This is a genomic window from Diaphorobacter sp. B2A2W2 (assembly GCF_056730635.1).
On the sequence record NZ_JBWZOR010000005.1, the window covers coordinates 120,345 to 136,722 of the forward strand.

15 protein-coding genes and 1 tRNA gene are annotated in these 16,378 nt (G+C 67.5%); 8 read left to right on the plus strand and 8 right to left on the minus strand.

Going from position 1 to position 16,378, the window contains the following annotated elements; genetic code table 11:
• Window positions 1-117: 117 nt before the first annotated feature.
• On the plus strand, window positions 118-978 hold the full coding sequence (locus tag AC1PPL_RS10905) for an isocitrate lyase/PEP mutase family protein (protein ID WP_287802648.1): 861 nt from the start codon (window positions 118-120) through the stop codon (window positions 976-978).
• 46 nt (window positions 979-1,024) lie between these two features.
• Here the strand turns inward: AC1PPL_RS10905 and AC1PPL_RS10910 are convergent, their stop codons facing one another.
• Window positions 1,025-1,954: a LysR family transcriptional regulator gene (locus AC1PPL_RS10910; RefSeq protein WP_011804903.1), complete on the minus strand. Its 930-nt coding sequence runs from the start codon at window positions 1,952-1,954 to the stop codon at window positions 1,025-1,027.
• A 97-nt stretch (window positions 1,955-2,051) separates the two neighbouring features.
• Between AC1PPL_RS10910 and metE the strand changes: the two genes are divergently transcribed.
• Both metE and AC1PPL_RS10920 read left to right on the plus strand, forming a co-directional pair.
• Window positions 2,052-4,421 carry a 5-methyltetrahydropteroyltriglutamate--homocysteine S-methyltransferase gene (gene metE, locus AC1PPL_RS10915; RefSeq protein ID WP_479973269.1) on the plus strand — a complete coding sequence of 790 codons (2,370 nt, stop codon included), beginning with the start codon at window positions 2,052-2,054 and terminating at the stop codon, window positions 4,419-4,421.
• A gap of 76 nt (window positions 4,422-4,497) precedes the next feature.
• Window positions 4,498-4,956 (plus strand): CopD family protein, encoded by a 459-nt coding sequence (locus AC1PPL_RS10920; protein WP_187148577.1) that lies wholly within the window; start codon window positions 4,498-4,500, stop codon window positions 4,954-4,956.
• 65 nt (window positions 4,957-5,021) lie between these two features.
• On the opposite strand, the gene AC1PPL_RS10925 is transcribed toward AC1PPL_RS10920, so the two are convergent.
• The 7 genes from AC1PPL_RS10925 to cysS all read right to left on the minus strand — a co-directional run bounded on the left by AC1PPL_RS10925 (window position 5,022) and on the right by cysS (window position 12,669).
• Window positions 5,022-5,114, minus strand: a tRNA-Ser gene (locus tag AC1PPL_RS10925).
• 45 nt (window positions 5,115-5,159) lie between these two features.
• Window positions 5,160-6,428: an aspartate kinase gene (locus AC1PPL_RS10930; protein WP_047351420.1), complete on the minus strand. Its 1,269-nt coding sequence runs from the start codon at window positions 6,426-6,428 to the stop codon at window positions 5,160-5,162.
• A gap of 37 nt (window positions 6,429-6,465) precedes the next feature.
• Entirely contained in the window at window positions 6,466-7,473 is a 1,008-nt protein-coding gene (gene tilS, locus AC1PPL_RS10935; RefSeq protein ID WP_479973270.1) for a tRNA lysidine(34) synthetase TilS, read from the minus strand.
• Window positions 7,474-7,562: 89 nt separating this feature from the next.
• Complete coding sequence (locus AC1PPL_RS10940; RefSeq protein WP_479973271.1) at window positions 7,563-9,416, minus strand: methyl-accepting chemotaxis protein; 1,854 nt, start codon at window positions 9,414-9,416, stop codon at window positions 7,563-7,565.
• Between the two features lie 145 nt (window positions 9,417-9,561).
• A complete protein-coding gene (locus tag AC1PPL_RS10945) occupies window positions 9,562-10,539 on the minus strand; it encodes an acetyl-CoA carboxylase carboxyltransferase subunit alpha (RefSeq protein ID WP_011804898.1) in 978 nt (325 codons plus the stop codon).
• A 48-nt stretch (window positions 10,540-10,587) separates the two neighbouring features.
• Window positions 10,588-11,247 (minus strand): DNA-3-methyladenine glycosylase family protein, encoded by a 660-nt coding sequence (locus tag AC1PPL_RS10950; protein ID WP_047351447.1) that lies wholly within the window; start codon window positions 11,245-11,247, stop codon window positions 10,588-10,590.
• A gap of 45 nt (window positions 11,248-11,292) precedes the next feature.
• Window positions 11,293-12,669 carry a cysteine--tRNA ligase gene (gene cysS, locus AC1PPL_RS10955; protein ID WP_479973272.1) on the minus strand — a complete coding sequence of 459 codons (1,377 nt, stop codon included), beginning with the start codon at window positions 12,667-12,669 and terminating at the stop codon, window positions 11,293-11,295.
• A 253-nt stretch (window positions 12,670-12,922) separates the two neighbouring features.
• Here cysS and AC1PPL_RS10960 point away from each other — a divergent pair, with 253 nt between their 5' ends.
• The 5 genes from AC1PPL_RS10960 to AC1PPL_RS10980 all read left to right on the plus strand — a co-directional run bounded on the left by AC1PPL_RS10960 (window position 12,923) and on the right by AC1PPL_RS10980 (window position 16,363).
• The gene (locus AC1PPL_RS10960; RefSeq protein ID WP_047351424.1) at window positions 12,923-13,495 is read left to right on the plus strand and encodes a tetratricopeptide repeat protein; all 573 of its coding nucleotides are present in this window, start codon (window positions 12,923-12,925) and stop codon (window positions 13,493-13,495) included.
• 81 nt (window positions 13,496-13,576) lie between these two features.
• Window positions 13,577-14,164 carry a peptidylprolyl isomerase gene (locus tag AC1PPL_RS10965; RefSeq protein ID WP_015913572.1) on the plus strand — a complete coding sequence of 196 codons (588 nt, stop codon included), beginning with the start codon at window positions 13,577-13,579 and terminating at the stop codon, window positions 14,162-14,164.
• Window positions 14,165-14,182: 18 nt separating this feature from the next.
• Window positions 14,183-14,710 carry a peptidylprolyl isomerase gene (locus AC1PPL_RS10970; RefSeq protein ID WP_015913573.1) on the plus strand — a complete coding sequence of 176 codons (528 nt, stop codon included), beginning with the start codon at window positions 14,183-14,185 and terminating at the stop codon, window positions 14,708-14,710.
• 8 nt (window positions 14,711-14,718) lie between these two features.
• The gene (locus AC1PPL_RS10975) at window positions 14,719-15,501 is read left to right on the plus strand and encodes a UDP-2,3-diacylglucosamine diphosphatase (RefSeq protein WP_479973273.1); all 783 of its coding nucleotides are present in this window, start codon (window positions 14,719-14,721) and stop codon (window positions 15,499-15,501) included.
• A 4-nt stretch (window positions 15,502-15,505) separates the two neighbouring features.
• Entirely contained in the window at window positions 15,506-16,363 is an 858-nt protein-coding gene (locus tag AC1PPL_RS10980; RefSeq protein ID WP_479973274.1) for a M90 family metallopeptidase, read from the plus strand.
• The last annotated feature ends 15 nt before the right edge of the window (window positions 16,364-16,378 follow it).

Consider the following 16,378-nt stretch of genomic DNA (forward strand, 5'->3'; position numbering starts at 1 on the left):
CGCGGCGCGGCCGGCACAGGCCCCCGCGCCGCGGCCGCTAGCCCCGGCCGGGGGCGCACCCTATTTCAGCAATGCGTTCCATGCGCGCGCAGAGCACCCTCCCTGAAGGAAACAGCCATGCAGTCCACCAAGCAACAACTCAAGGCCCTGGCCGAAGCCCGGCGCGGCGTCATCGTGCCGGGCGCGTTCAACGCACTGTCGGCCAAGGTCATCGAAGATCTGGGCTACGAGGCCCTCTACATCACCGGCGCGGGCGTCACCAATATGGGGTTCGGCCTGCCCGACCAGGGCTTCATGGGACTGACCGACATCGCCAACCACACGGCCCGCATCCGCGACGCGGTGGAGCTGCCGCTGATCGTGGACGCGGACACGGGCTTCGGCAACGCCCTCAACACCTACCACGCCGTGCGCACGCTGGAGCGTGCCGGCGCCGACTGCATCCAGCTCGAAGACCAGGTGAGCCCCAAGCGCTGCGGCCACTTCAGCGGCAAGGCCGTGATCGAGACCAGCGAGATGGTGGGCAAGATCCGCGCCGCTGTGGATGCGCGGCGCGACGGCCTGCTGGTCATGGCGCGCACCGACGCCGCCGCCGTACACGGCTTCGACGCCGCCGTGGAGCGCGCGCAGGCGTACGCCGAGGCGGGCGCCGACATCCTGTTCGTCGAGGCCGTCACCACGGCCGAGCATGTGCGCGCCCTGCCCCAGCGCCTGCAAGTGCCCCAGCTCATGAACATGGTGATCGGCGGCAAGACGCCCATCGTGGGTGCCGACGAACTGGGCCGGCTCGGCTACGGCTTCGTGCTGTACGCCAACGCCGCGCTGCAAGGCGCCGTGGCCGGCATGCAAAAAGTGCTGGCCCAGTTGCGCGACGCGCGCGAGGTGCGCGAAGACCCCACGCTGGTCGCCCCGTTCGCCGAGCGCCAGCGGCTGGTGGGCAAACCGTTCTGGGATGCGCTCGAAAAGAAATACGCATGAAATCAGGCGCTAGCGCTTACCTGACAAGCGCAAGCAGCTATCAAAACTACAGCAACTCCACCCCCTTGAGCGTGACGAAACTCGTCTCGCGCGTCACCCGCACGAAGTCCTGCAGGAAGGGCCTGGGCGAGAGCTGCGGCAGGCAGGCCGCGTGCAGTTCGCCGCGCAGGCCCCGCGCGCCGATGGGGCGCGCGGCCACGTAGCCCCGGTCCAGGTAGCCTTGCACCGCCCACAGTGGCAGTGCGGCCACGCCCCGGCCGCTGGCCACGAGCTGCAGCATGGCCACCGTCAGCTCGGTGGTGCGCCGGGGCGGGCGCACGCCGGCGGGCTCCAGCACCTGGCGCACGAGGTCCAGCATCTCGTCGGGTACCGGATAGGTGATGAGGGTCTGGTCCGCGAAGTCCTGGGCCTGCAGAAAGGGCTTGTCCAGCAACGGGTGGCCGTGGGCCAGCAACGCGCGGATCTCGAAGCCGAACAGGGGGTGGTAGTCCACGGCGCCCGCCTCCCCGGCGTCCAGCTCGGAGACGATGGCCAGGTCCGCCCGGCCCTGGTGCAGCAGGCCCACGGGGTCGGCGTGGAAGCCGCTCACGATGTCCAGTTCCACCTCGGGCCAGCGTGCGCGGAAGGCGTCCATGGCGGGCATCAGCCAGTCGAAACAGGTATGGCATTCCACGGCGATGCGCATCTGCCCGCCCTGCCCTTGGGACAGGCGCGCCACGTCACGCTCAGCCGTTTCCACCTGCGGCAGCACGGCATCGGCCAGTTGCAGCAGCCGCGCGCCGGTGGCGCTGAACTGCGGCGGCACGGACTTGCGCTCAAACAGCGGCGTGCCGTAGCGGTCCTCCAGCAGCTTGATTTGGTGCGACAGCGCCGATTGCGTGAGGTTGAGCAGCTGCGCCGCCCGCACCAGGCTGCCGCTATCACGCAGGGCCTGCAGCGTGCGCAGATGGCGGATCTCCAGGATGGATTGCATCATTAAAACTATTCAAGTTGAAAAGACAAAACTTTCGTTTGAATCATAAACACGCTTAGCCGACCATCGCGTTTTTCTCTTGCACAAGGACTTCCGCACCATGGCCGCCTCCCCCATCCTCACCCATACGCTGGGCTTTCCCCGCATGGGCGCGCAGCGCGAACTGAAACTGGCGCTGGAGCGCCATTGGCGCGGCGAGATCGACGCCGCCGCGCTCGAAGCCGTGGGCGCCCAGCTGCGCGCACGCCACTGGCGGGCCCAGCGCGACGCGGGCCTGGCCTTCGCGACCGTGGGCGACTTCGCCTACTACGACCACATGGCCCACCACATCCAACTGCTGGGTTGCGAAAGCCCGCGGTTTGGCTTCACCCCCGGCACGCCGGAGCTGGCACGCTACTTCGCCATGGCGCGGGGCGTGCAGACGCTGTCGGGCCATGGCGACCACGCCCCCGGTAGCACCTGCGGCGCAGGCTGTGCGCACGCGCCGCATCCCGGCGAAGGCCAGCCCGCGCTGGAGATGACGAAGTGGTTCGACACCAACTACCACTACCTCGTGCCCGAACTGCACGCCGACACTGCGTTCCGCCTGGGCAGCGAGCGCCTGTTCGCCGAAGTGGCCGAAGCCCAGGCGCTGGGCCACCGCGTAAACGCGCAGCTTGTGGGGCCGCTCACTTTCCTCTGGCTGTCCAAGGAGAAAGGCGAAGCCCCATTCGACCGGTTGGACCTGCTGGACCGCCTGCTGCCCGTGTACGCGCAGATACTCGCGCGCCTGAAGGCCGAGGGCGTGGAGTGGGTGCAGATCGACGAGCCCATCCTGGGCCTGGACCTGCCTGCCAGCTGGACGCAGGCCTTCGAGCCCGCGTACTGGCAGCTCGGCAAGGCCGGCCCACAGGTGCTGCTGGCCACCTACTTCTCGCCCCTGGAGAACCATCTGCGCCTGGCCTGCCAGTTGCCCGTGGCCGGCCTGCACGTGGACGCCGTGCGCGCCCCGCAGGAGCTGACGGGCGTGGCCGACTGGTTGCCGGCCTACAAGGTGCTGTCGGTGGGCGTGGTGGACGGTCGCAACATCTGGCGTACCGACCCCGACGCGGCCCTGGCGCTGCTGCGCCCCGTGGCCGCCAAACACACCGGACCGCTGTGGGTGGCGCCCTCGTGCTCGCTGCTGCATGTGCCCGTCAGCCTGGCGGGCGAGGATGCGCTGGACCCCGAGCTGCGCGGCTGGCTCGCCTTCGCCACCGAGAAGCTGGACGAGGTGGCCCTGATCGCCGGCCTGCTGGACGGCCGCGTAGCCGACAGCGACCCGCGCCTGGCCGCCGCGCGCGCCGCCATCGCCAGCCGCCGTGCCAGCCCGCGCGTGCACCGCCCCGCCGTGGCCGCCCGCCTGGAGGCGGCACCCGAGGGCTGCGACCGGCGCCGCTCGCCCTTCCCCATACGCCAGCAGGCGCAGCGCGCGCGCCTGCGTCTGCCGCCGCTGCCCACCACCACCATCGGATCCTTCCCGCAGACCCCGGCCATCCGCGCCGCACGTGCAGCCCACCGCCGTGGCGTACTGGGTGAGCCCGAATACCAGGCACAGATGCGCGCCGAGATCGAACACGCCGTGCGCAAGCAGGAGGAACTGGGCCTGGACGTGCTGGTGCACGGCGAGGCCGAGCGTAACGACATGGTGGAGTACTTCGGCGAGCAGCTGGACGGCTTCGCCTTCACGGCCAATGGCTGGGTGCAGAGCTACGGCTCGCGCTGCGTCAAGCCCCCGGTGCTTTACGGCGACGTGGCCCGCCCGCATGCCATGACGGTCGACTGGACCGTCTACGCCCAAAGCCTCACGGACAAACCCCTGAAAGGCATGCTCACGGGGCCGGTGACCATCCTGCAATGGTCCTTCGTGCGCGACGACCAGCCGCGCAGCCGCACCTGCGAGCAGATTGCCTGGGCCATTCGTGACGAGGTGGCGGACCTGGAGGCGGCCGGGATCGCCATCGTGCAGATTGACGAGCCCGCCATCCGCGAAGGCCTGCCGTTGCGCCGCACAGGCTGGAAACCGTACCTGGACTGGGCCACGCGGGCCTTCCGCATCAGCGCCTGCGGCGTGCAGGACACGACGCAGATCCACACCCACATGTGCTACAGCGAGTTCAACGACATCCTGCCCGAGATCGCCGCCATGGACGCCGACGTCATCACCATCGAGACCAGCCGCTCCGACATGGAACTGCTGCGGGGCTTCGGCAGTTTCAAATACCCCAACGAGATCGGCCCCGGCGTCTACGACATCCATTCGCCACGCATACCCGGCTCGCAGGAGATGGTGCGCCTGCTGCGCAAGGCGGCCGAGGTGGTGCCCGCAGGCAACCTCTGGGTCAATCCTGACTGCGGCCTCAAGACCCGCAATTGGCCCGAGACCGAGCCCGCGCTGCGCCACATGGTGCAGGCCGCGCGGGCACTGCGCTCCGCCATGGCCTCCGCTTGACGGCGGGCAACCATCAACCCTGCGCCGCGTCAGTGCATGGCCCGCATCGACCGGCATGGCGGCACAATGCGCCGCCATGCTCTATAACGCCCTCAAGCTCACCCACGTGCTGTCGATCATCGTCTGGATCGGCGGCATGGTCTTCGCCCATTTCTTCCTGCGCCCCGCCGTACAGATGCTGGAGCCGCCGCAGCGCGTGGCGCTGATGCACGGCGTGCTGCAGCGCTTCCTGGGCGCGGTCGCCATCGCCATCGTGGCCGTGCTGACGAGCGGGCTGGGCATGATCGGCGCGGTGAGCATCGGCGCGGGCGGCGCGTTCTCGATGCCGCTGGACTGGACCATCATGGCGACCCTCGGCATCGTGATGATGGGCATCTTCGCCTACATCTACTTCGCGCTGCTCAGCCGCCTGGAGCAGGCCGTCGCCGCCTCCGACTGGCCGGCAGGCGGCCTGGCGCTGGCAAGCATCCGCACCTGGGTTGGCGTGAACCTGCTCATCGGCGTAGTGATTGTGGTGCTGACGCTGCTGATGTGAGACGCGCGGCGGCACCACATCGCCGCCGGCATAAAAAAACGCGCCGTGAAGGCGCGTTTTTTGTTTGGCGGAAACGGAGGGATTCGAACCCTCGATGAGGCTCTACACCCCATACTCCCTTAGCAGGGGAGCACCTTCGGCCACTCGGTCACGTTTCCAATCCCGCTATTGTAGCCTCATTTCAAGGCCATTTCGGCGAAACTTCAGGCGGCAGCCTGGTCCAGCTCGAACGCCTTGTGCAGCGTACGCACGGCCAGTTCCACGTACTTCTCGTCGATCACCACGGAGGTCTTGATTTCCGACGTGGAGATCATCTTGATGTTGATGCCCTCTTCGCTCAGCGCGCGGAACATCTTGCTGGCCACGCCCACATGGCTGCGCATGCCGATGCCAACGATGCTGACCTTGGCGATCTTGGCATCGCCCACGATTTCCTCGGCGCCCAGTTGGGGCAGCACCTTGTCTTTCAACAGATCGATGGTGCGTTGGTAGTCATTCCGATTCACCGTGAAGCTGAAGTCGGTCTTCCCTTCCTTGCCCATGTTCTGGATGATGACATCCACATCGATGTTGGCGTCGGCCACCGCGCCCAGGATCTGGTAGGCGATACCGGGGGTGTCGGGCACGCCGATCACGGAGATCTTGGCTTCGTCGCGGGTGAAAGCGATGCCGGATACGACGGCTTTTTCCATTTGTTCGTCTTCCTCAAAGGTGATCAGGGTGCCGGACTTGGCTTCCTCGTTGATGTCGATGTCCCAGGACGTGAAGCTGGAGAGCACGCGCAGCGGCACCTTGTACTTGCCGGCAAATTCCACCGAACGGATCTGCAGCACCTTGCTGCCCAGGCTGGCCATCTCCAGCATTTCCTCGAAGCTCAGCGTCGTCAGGCGCCGCGCCTCGGGCACCACGCGCGGGTCGGTGGTGTACACGCCATCCACGTCGGTGTAGATCAGGCATTCGTGCGCCTTCATCGCGGCGGCGATGGCGACGGCCGAGGTGTCGGAGCCGCCGCGGCCCAGCGTGGTGATGTTGCCGCCCTCGTCGATGCCCTGGAAGCCCGTGACGATGACGACCTTGCCCGCGTCCAGATCGGCGCGCACGCGCTTGTCGTCGATGGACTCGATGCGCGCCTTGGTATAGCTGTTGTCGGTGCGCACGGGCACCTGCCAGCCGGCGTAGCTCACCGACTCCATGCCTTCGGCCTGCAGCGCGATGGCCAGCAGGGCCGATGAGGCCTGCTCACCCGTGGCGGCCAGCATGTCGAGTTCGCGGTGGTAGGCGGAGGTAATGCGCGAGGGCGTGAGCTCCTTGGCCAGGCCCAGCAGGCGGTTGGTCTCGCCACTCATGGCGCTGGGTACCACCACCATCTGGTGGCCGGCCCGCGCCCACTTGGCCACGCGCTTGGCGACATTGCGGATGCGCTCGGTGGAGCCCATCGAGGTGCCGCCGTATTTATGAACGATCAGTGCCATGGAATTTCTGGAATGGCAGGGACGCAGATGCGCGGCGCTATTGCAAAAGCTGTTCTGGCGCGCCGCCGTCCCGTGCGGAAATGGGGACCAAAACCTGTTGATTGTACCAACCGAGCATCTCCGCCTCGCGGACCACATAGCCCCCGCCCACCTTCAGGTGAATGCGGTGCCCGCGCGTGGCACATGCGGCCAACTGGTCCAGCAATTCGTTCAGCTGTGCGGCCGTAGGCGTGGTGGCGTGGTGCACGCGCAGCCAGTGGCGCAGCACGTTCGCCTGGCGCGCCCTTCCCAATGCACGCAGCGCCGCAATGCGGGGCGGCTGGCCGATGGCCGCTGCATCGGCGGCGGCCAGTTCCTGCAGCAGCTCGCTGGCCTGCGCCGCGTGTTCGCAACTGCGCGCGAAGGTGTCACGAAACTGCGGGAACGCCTGCTGCAGCGCCGGCAGCAACTGGCGGCGGATGCGGTTGCGCGTGAAACGCTCGTCGGCGTTGGTCGGGTCTTCCACCCAGCGCTCGCCACGCGCGACCAGCCAGGCGCGCACGTCGGCGGCTGCCACGCGCAGCAGCGGCCTGCACCAGTCCAAGCCCGCGCGCTGCCACTGCGCCGGCATGGCGGCAAGCCCGGCCACGCCCGCGCCCCGCGATAGGGCGAGCAGCAATGTCTCGACCTGGTCATCCGCATGCTGCGCCAACGCTATTGTTTTTATAGCCATCTGCGCTTGACAGTCAAGCGCCAACGCCTCAAAAGCCTTGTAGCGTGCCTGGCGCGCCGCGTCTTCGGGGCTTTGTCCGGCAGCATGGCGCGCATCCACGCGGCGCACCCACAGCGGTATGCCCAGCCGCTCACACAAGGCCACGCAATGCTGCTCAAACCCGTCGGCCGCCGCCTGCAGTCCATGGTGCACGTGGAAAGCCACCACCTGCCCCGGCCAGCGCGCTGCGCAGGCCAACAGCAGTGCCGTCGAATCTGCGCCGCCGCTGAGGGCCACGGCCAGGGGCAGACGGGGCCGGAAGGCCGCGACTGCGGCGTCGAACGACTGGGTCAAGCGTCCCTCCTGCGGCGGCAGTGCGGGCGCGGTGGCGTATGGGCAGGCATGGCGGCCCGATTATCGGCGCGCGCCAGCGCCCCGCCACGCTAGCGCTGCAGTGCCAGCGGCGCCGACCGACCGGCGCTTGCGGCCTCGTCGTGCAACCGGAAGGTACCCACCACGTCGGACAGGCGCACAGACTGGTCTTTGAGGCTGGCCGCCGCTGCGGCGCTTTCTTCCACTAGTGCGGCGTTCTGCTGGGTCATCTGATCCAACTGCGCCACGGCTTGGCCCACCTCGCCAATGCTGGTGCTTTGCTCGTTCGTGGAGGCGGTGATCTCGGCCATGATGTCCGTGACACGCTGCACCGACTGCACGATGTCTGCCATGGTGGTGCCCGCATCGTTGACCAGCCGCGAGCCCTCTTCCACCTGTGCCACCGACGAGCCGATCAGCGCTTTGATCTCGCGCGCGGCCTCGGCGCTGCGCTGCGCCAGGTTGCGCACCTCGCCCGCCACCACGGCGAAGCCCCGGCCCTGCTCGCCCGCGCGCGCGGCCTCGACGGCCGCATTCAGCGCGAGGATGTTGGTCTGGAAGGCAATGCCATCGATCACGCCAATGATGTCGTTGATCTTGCGCGACGCAGCATTGATCTGCTCCATGGTGCTGACCACGTTGCCCACCACGGTGCCGCCGTGCTGGGCCACCCCCGCCGCCTGCGCCACCAGTTGGTTGGCCTGGCGGGCCGCGTCGGCGTTGTGGCGCACCGTCTCGGTGAGCTGCTGCATCGAGGCGGCTGTCTGCTGCAGGCTGGAGGCCGTCAGCTCGGTACGGCTGGACAGGTCCTGGTTGCCCGTGGCGATCTCTTCCGACGCCAGACGCACCGACTGGCTCGCATCCCGGATCTGCGCCAGCACACCCGAGAGCTTGGTGGCAAAGTTGTTGAAACTGCCCGCGATCTGCGCGAGTTCGTTCTCGCCCTGCGCGTCGATGCGGCGCGACAGGTCGCCGTCGCCCTCGCCAATCTGGTGCATGGCGTCGCGCACCTGGGTGAGTTGGCGCAGGCGCCGCGCCAGTACGCCAGCCAGCAGCAGGGTGGCGACCACCAGTACCGCAATGCCGGCCACCAGCGAAACGCGCAGCATGCTGGAGATGGCGGCCAGCGCCTCGTCACGGTCCTGGGCAATCACCAGCATCCAAGGGGTGTCCGGAACCTTGGAGACATGCAGCAGCATGGGCCGGCCCTGCAGTTCCATGGCCTGCAGCGCGCCGCTTTGCGCAATGCCGGCCAGGCCCTGCGCCGACAGCGCGGGGGCGATGTCGGTCGCCGGCTTCAGCGCCAGCTTGGCGTCGGGGTGGGCGATGATGGCGCCGTCGCCTCCGACGAGAAAGGCGTAGCTGGACGGCGTGGGCTTGATGGAGGTGACGTTGGCAATCACCGCAGCCAGCGAAACGTCCCCGGCCATCACGGCCTTGACGCGGCCCCCTTCGCGGGCGGCGCGCGCGAAGGTCACCACCAGGCCGTTGCCGCCCGCGTCCGCATACGGGGCGGTGAGAACGCTCCCGCTGGCCTGGGCGGCTTGCTGGTACCAGGGCCGCGTGGTCGGGTCGTAATCGGGCGGCAGGTTCTGGGGCGACGAAAACGCCGTCCGTTTGTCGGCGTAGCTAAAGTAGCTGACCAGGAAGTCCCCCGCCTTGGACAGCATCAGCAGCGCCTTGGGAGGCTGCTCGTCATCCAGCGCCGCGCCTGCGGCTTCCACGATGGCGGCCTTGGCGTTGGCCCAGGTGCGCAGCGTTTCCACATGGCTGTGCGCGAGCAGCTGCGTTTCGGACGCCAGCGACGCATGGGCGTGCGAGCGGGCAGTCCACAGATTCGCCGCCGAGAGCGCGACCAACGCCACCACCAGGCACGCCAGCGACACCAGCAGAATCTGGCCCTTGAGAGACTTCCACAGAGACATACGTAACCCTTCTTTCCTGCGCCGATGCGCGTCCGCACGAGGAAAGATAATACGTTTTGATACAAGTAAGTGACAAAAAAAGGCGGGGATTCCCCCACCTTTTTCAAGGATCGGCGCGTCGCTGACTGCGCGTGCGCCTCCCGCCTTAGCGGCTGTCCGCCTTGGTGTCCGTGAAACGGCCGTAGCTCTGCAGACGCTCGTAGCGGCGGTCCTGCAGTTCCTTGGGCTTGAGGTCCGACAGCTGGCGGTAGGCGTCGCCCAGGGCACGCTTGAGGAAGGCGGCCATCTGCTTGTGGTCGCGGTGTGCGCCCCCCACGGGCTCGTTCACGATCTTGTCCACCAGACCCAGGGCCTTCAGGCGGTGCGCCGTGATGCCCATGGCCTCGGCGGCATCCTGCGCGCGGTCGCTGGTCTTCCAGAGGATGGACGCGCAGCCCTCGGGGCTGATGACCGAGTAAATCGAGTATTGCAGCATGATGACCTGGTCGGCCACGCTGATGGCCAGCGCACCGCCGGATCCGCCTTCGCCGATCACCGTGGTGATGATCGGCACTTCCAGCTGGGCCATCTCGTAGATGTTGCGGCCGATGGCTTCGGACTGGCCGCGCTCCTCGGCGTCGATGCCGGGGTATGCACCGGGCGTATCGACGAAAGTGAACACGGGCAGCTTGAACTTCTCGGCCGTCTTCATCAGGCGCAGGGCCTTGCGGTAGCCCTCGGGCCGGCTCATGCCGAAGTTGCGCGCGGTGCGCTCCTTGGTGTCGCGGCCCTTCTGGTGGCCCAGCACCATGCAGGCGTGGCCGTTGAAGCGCGCGAGGCCCCCCACGATGGACTGGTCGTCCGCGAAGTGCCGGTCGCCGTGCATTTCCACGAAATCCGTGAAGATCTCGCGCACGTAGTCCATGGTGTACGGGCGCTCCGGATGGCGCGCGATCTTCGTGATCTGCCAGGGGGTCAGGTCACTGTAGATGTCCTTGGTGAGCTGCAGGCTCTTCTTGCTGAGCTGGTCAATCTCCTCGGAGATGTCCACCGCGCTCTCGTTCTGCACATAGCGCAGTTCTTCGATTTTGGATTCCAGCTCGCCAATGGGCTGCTCGAAGTCCAGAAAGGTCTTTTTCGCCAACTTGTTTTCTCCTCGGGGCGGTGCCCGGTACCGGCCGCCCTGCGTTGTTCAGTAGTCCACCGGCAGGGGGGCGAGCGACCGCCAAATATACCAACTCGCCACGCTGCACCAGGGTTTCCACGCATCAGCCACTTCGCGCGCATCGCTGCGGCTGACCGGATCGCCCGAAAAATAATGCTGGCTGATGCCCTGGATCAGCGTGGCATCGTCCAGCGGCAGCACGTTCGGCCGCGCCAAATGGAAGATGAGGAACATATCCGCCGTCCAGCGGCTGATGCCGCGGATCGCCACCAGCTCGGCAACGATGGCCTGGTCGTCCATCTGGTCCCACTGCTTCACGTGCAGCCGGCCGCTGTCGAAGTGCAGCGCCAGGTCCACCAGGTACTCCACCTTGCGGGCCGACAGGCCGGCCGCACGCATGTCGTCCACCTTGAGCTTGAGCACGCTGCGCGGCGTCATGCTGCGCGACAGCGCGGCGAACTGGTCCCACACCCGCTGCGCCGACGCCACCGACACCTGCTGGCCCACGATGGAGCGCGCCAGCGTGGTGAAGGCGTCGCCGCGCTGGCTCAGGGCCACGTTGCCCACCTGGGGAATCAGGCGACGCATCACGCGGTCCTTCTTGGTCAGATGCCGGCAGGCCTCTTCCCAATAGCTGGGGGGCGTGAGGGACGGAGGTGCATCCGCTATTTTTTTAGTAGCTGCCACCGATTACCCCACAAGCCCTACATGCCAATTTGAATCGAAACCCATTTACTGAGCCGCCTCCCAGGTCGTGCCCGTGGCGGAGTCCTTGAGCACGATACCCTGCGCCAGCAGATCATTGCGGATGCGGTCGGCCTCGGCGAAGTTCTTGGCTGCCTTGGCGGCGGCGCGCGCGGCGATCTGCGCCTGGATGGCCGCCTCGTCCAGCCCGGCGCCTGCTTTCAGAAAGTCCTGCGGGTCCGCCTGCAGCAGCCCCAGGTGGCCGCCCAGCGCCTTCAGCAAGCCCGCCGCGGCGAGCGACTTGCTGCGGTTCACCTCACCGGCCAGGTCGAACAGCACGGCCACCGCTTCAGGGGTGCCAAAGTCCTCGTCCATCGCCGCCTTGAAGCGGGCGGCGTAGCCTTCGGCCCAGTCCACCTCGACCGGGGCCGGTGCCACCAGGCTCAGCGCGGTGTACAGGCGCTTGAGCGCGGCACGCGCATCGTCCAGGTGCACGTTGCTGTAGTTCAGCGGGCTGCGGTAGTGGCTGCGGACCACGAAGAAGCGCACGGTCTCCGCGTCGTATTCCTTGAGCACGTCGCGGATGGTGAAGAAGTTGCCCAGGCTCTTGGACATCTTCTCGTTGTCCACGTTGATGAAGCCGTTGTGCATCCACAGCCGCGCGAACGGTTTGCCCGTGGCGCCCTCGCTCTGGGCGATCTCGTTCTCGTGGTGCGGAAACTGCAGATCGGCGCCGCCACCGTGGATGTCGAAGCTCTCGCCCAGCAGCGCGCAGCCCATGGCGGAGCATTCGATATGCCAGCCCGGGCGCCCCTCGCCGAAGGGGCTGCGCCACTTCACATCGGCCGGCTCTTCGGGCTTGGCGGACTTCCACAGCACGAAGTCCAGCGGGTCGTGCTTGCCGTCCTGCACGGCCACACGCTCGCCGGCATTCAGCTCGTCCAGCGACTTGCCCGACAGCTTGCCGTAGCCGGGGAACTTGCGCACCGCATAGTTCACGTCGCCGTTGCCCGCCTGGTAGGCCAGGCCCTTGCCCTGCAGCGTGCCGATCATGTCCAGCATCTGCGGCACATAGGCGGTGGCGCGGGGCTCGTGCGTGGGACGCTCGATGCCCAGCGCGTCGGCGTCCTGGTGCAGCGCGTCGATCATGCGGTCGGTCAGGCTGCGAATGGTCTCGCCGTTCTCCACCGCGCGCTTGATGATCTTGTCGTCGATGTCGGTGATGTTGCGCACGTAGGTCACCGCCAGGCCGGATGCGCGCAGCCAGCGCTGCACTACGTCAAAGGCGATCATGGAGCGCGCATGGCCCAGGTGGCACAGGTCGTACACGGTCATGCCGCACACGTACATGCGCACATGACCGGGTTCGAGCGGGGAAAACTCCTCCAATGCACGCGACAGCGTGTTGTAGATACGCAAGCTCATGGATGACGGGTCCAGGGAATCGGTGGGGGCGGATGGGTACGGTGCGCGCCCGGTGCGGCGCGCGACTCAGGGCGGGTGCGCGCGATGGGCGGTGCCGCGGGGCGTGCAGGCGGTCTGCCGCAAGGGCGGCGGGCCCGCCATCAGGAGCGGCAACAGCGTACCGGCATGACAAAACCCCTCCGCTACAATCGGCCGCAGTATAAGCCCGCACCGCGGCCCGACCGCGCTGCTCCGTCTCTCCAGCCCCTCCTCCATGACTCCTGCACGCCGACCCGCCCTCCGCTGCCTGCATCTGCTTGCCGCCACTGTGGCCCTGCTCGCAGCTTCATGGGCCCAGGCGGACGAGTACGCCGACATTTCCCGCCTGCTCCAGCTGGGCAAGCCAGCCGAAGCCATCGTGAAGCTGGACCAGCGCCTGGCCGCCACCCCGCGCGATCCGCAGTTGCGCTTCTTGCGCGCCGTGGCGCTGGCCGATTCCGGCAAGCCTGCCGAAGCCATCGATGCCTTCGTGCAGCTGACCGAGGACTACCCCGAGCTGCCCGAGCCCTACAACAACCTGGCCGTGCTCTACGCCAGCCAGAACCAACTGGAAAAAGCCCGCGCGGCGCTGGAGACGGCGATCCGCACCAAGCCCGACTACGCCACCGCCCACGAGAACCTGGGCGACATCCACGCCAAGCTGGCCAGCCAGTCGTATCTGCGGGCGCAACAGCTGGACCGTGCCACGGCCGCCTCGGTGGCGCCCAAGCTCAAGCTGCTGCGCGAGCTGTTCGCCGCCGAATCGAAACCCGCCGCACCCCAGGCCGCCACCCCGGCCAGCCGCTGAGGCACGCTGCCTTGCACACCGGCCCAGCCCCGCATAGCCGGGCGCCGCGGGTCCCCTATCCCTTTCGATCAAGGAGCAACCATGATTTCCAGAAGAAATATCACCCAAACGCTTGCTGGATGTGCGCTAGCAGCTATTTTTACAGTAGCAAATGCCCAGACCGCCGGTGCCGCAGCACCCCAGGTCAAGCTCGCCACCAGCCTGGGTGACATCGTGGTGCAACTGGACCCGGCCAAGGCGCCCAAGACGGTGGAGAACTTCCTGGCCTACGTGGCCGACAAGCACTATGACGGCACGGTCTTTCACCGCGTGATCGATGGCTTCATGATCCAGGGTGGCGGCTTCACGGCCGATATGCAGCAAAAGCCCACCAAGGCCCCGATCCCGCTGGAAGCCGCCAACGGGCTGAAGAACGACAAGTACACCATCGCCATGGCCCGCACGGCCAACCCCAATTCGGCGACCAGCCAGTTCTTCATCAACGTGGCGAACAACGCCATGCTCAACGCGCCCCAACCCGACGGCCACGGCTACGCCGTGTTCGGCAAGGTGGTGAGCGGCACCGAGGTGGTGGACAAGATCAAGGCCGTGGCCACCGGCAACCGCGGCATGCACCAGAACGTGCCCACGACCCCCGTGGTCATCCAATCTGCAACCCTGGTCAAGTAACCTGAAAGGACACCCGCCATGAGCAACCCGCAAGTCGAACTGCACGTCACCATCAACGTCGCCGAAACGGCCACCCAAGGCGTCATCACGCTGGAACTGGACGCCGTGAACGCCCCCAAGTCCACCGCCAACTTCCTGAACTACGTGAACAAGGGCTTCTACGACGGCACGATCTTTCACCGCGTGATCAAGAACTTCATGGCCCAGGGTGGCGGCTTCACGGCCGACATGAAGCAAAAGCCGACCGACGCGCCCATCGAGAACGAGGCCGCCAACGGCCTGAAGAACGACAAGTACACCATCGCCATGGCCCGCACCGGCGACCCGCACAGCGCCACGGCACAGTTCTTCATCAACGTGGTGGATAACGCCTTCCTGAACCACACCTCCCCCACACCCCAGGGCTGGGGCTACGCCGTGTTCGGCAAGGTGGTCAAGGGCGAGGACGTGGTCGACGCCATCAAGAAGGTGCGCACCACGCGCAAGGGCTTCCACGACGACGTGCCCTTCGACGCCGTGGTGATCGACAAGGCTGTGGCGCTGTAAGCCCTGCGATGACACCGTCCGTGCCGCCGATGGACGAGCTGGCCGCGCCAGCCGCGTGGCGCACGGTGGACTTCATCTCCGACCTGCACCTGGAGCCAGCCCAGCCCTCCACGGTGCAGGCCTTGCGGCAGTACCTGCACAGCACGCCCGCCGACGCGGTGTTCCTGCTGGGCGACCTGTTCGAGGTCTGGGTGGGCGACGACGCCATCGACGAGCCGGGCAGCTTCGAAGGCGCCTGCTGCGCCCTGCTGGCCCAGGCCGCGCACGCGAGGCCGCTGTATTTCATGCACGGTAACCGCGACTTCCTCGTGGGTGAGGGCTTCACGCGCCACACCGGTATACCCGTGCTGGACGATCCCACGGTGCTCACGTTCGCTGGCCGACGCTGGCTGCTGTCGCATGGCGATGCGCTGTGCCTGAACGATGTGGAATACCAGCGCTTTCGCATCCTGGCACGCAACCCGCAATGGCAGGCCCAGTTGCTGGCGCGCCCGCTGCACGAGCGCCGCGCACAGGGCCGCAGCGCCCGCAGCGAGAGCGAGGCGCGCAAGCAGGCCGGCGCCGCGGTCTATGCCGATGTGGACAGCCCGGCCGCCATCGAGTGGCTGCGCGCCGCGGGGGCCCAGGCGCTCATCCACGGCCACACCCATCTGCCGGCAGACCATGTACTGGCCCCCGGCCTGGCGCGCCACGTGCTCACGGACTGGGACCTGGACGCCCACCCGCCGCGCGCCGGCGTGCTGCGCCTGACGGCCGGGGGCTTGCAGCGCCTGCCGCTCGTCCCCACGTAGCGGCATGGCACGCACCCGCGCACCCCTGCACTTCCTTCGCCAACTGGCCCTGCGCATACGCGCCACCGTGGCTCCCCTCCCCGACATCTCCGCGCAACTGTGGTTGCAGACCCTGCGGCGCTACCCATTCCTGCAGGCGCTGCCACTGCATGACCAAGGCAAGCTGCGCGCCCTGAGTGCGCTGTTCCTGGACCGCAAGGAGTTCACCGGCGCCCATGGGCTGGTGGTGACCGATGCCATGGCGGTCTCGATTGCGGCCCAAGCCTGCCTGCCGCTGCTGCACTGGGGCTCGCCCGAGCGTGCGCTGGCCTGGTACGACGACTTCGTGGGCATCGTGGTGCATCCGGCCGAGGCCGTGGCGCGCCGCCAGGCCGTGGATGCCGCCGGCGTGGTGCACCACTACGACGAGGTGCTATTGGGCGAAGCCATGGAGCGCGGCCCCGTCATGCTGAGCTGGCCCGCCGTGGACGGGGCTGGCCAGGGCGGATCGGACGGGCAGCCGGTCGCCACCAGCGTGGTGATCCACGAGTTCGTGCACAAGATCGACATGCGCAACGGCCCGGCCGACGGCTGCCCGCCTTTGCCTCCGGGATTCATGGGCACGCGGGGCGCGCGCGCCGCGCACGCGGCCTGGCGCGACGCCTGGGAGCCCGCGTACGAGCAGTTCCGCGAGCAGGTCATCATCGCCGAGCGCTTCGGCGGTGCGTGGCCGTGGCTGGATGCGTACGGCGCCACCGCGCCCGCGGAGTTCTTCGCCGTGGCCTGCGAGGCGTACTTCGTGCACCGTGAACGTTTCGGGCAGGAATTCCCCACCCTGCTGCCCGTGCTGGATGCGTTCTTCGGCCGGCCACTGTCCGGCTGAGGCGGCTTCGTTCCC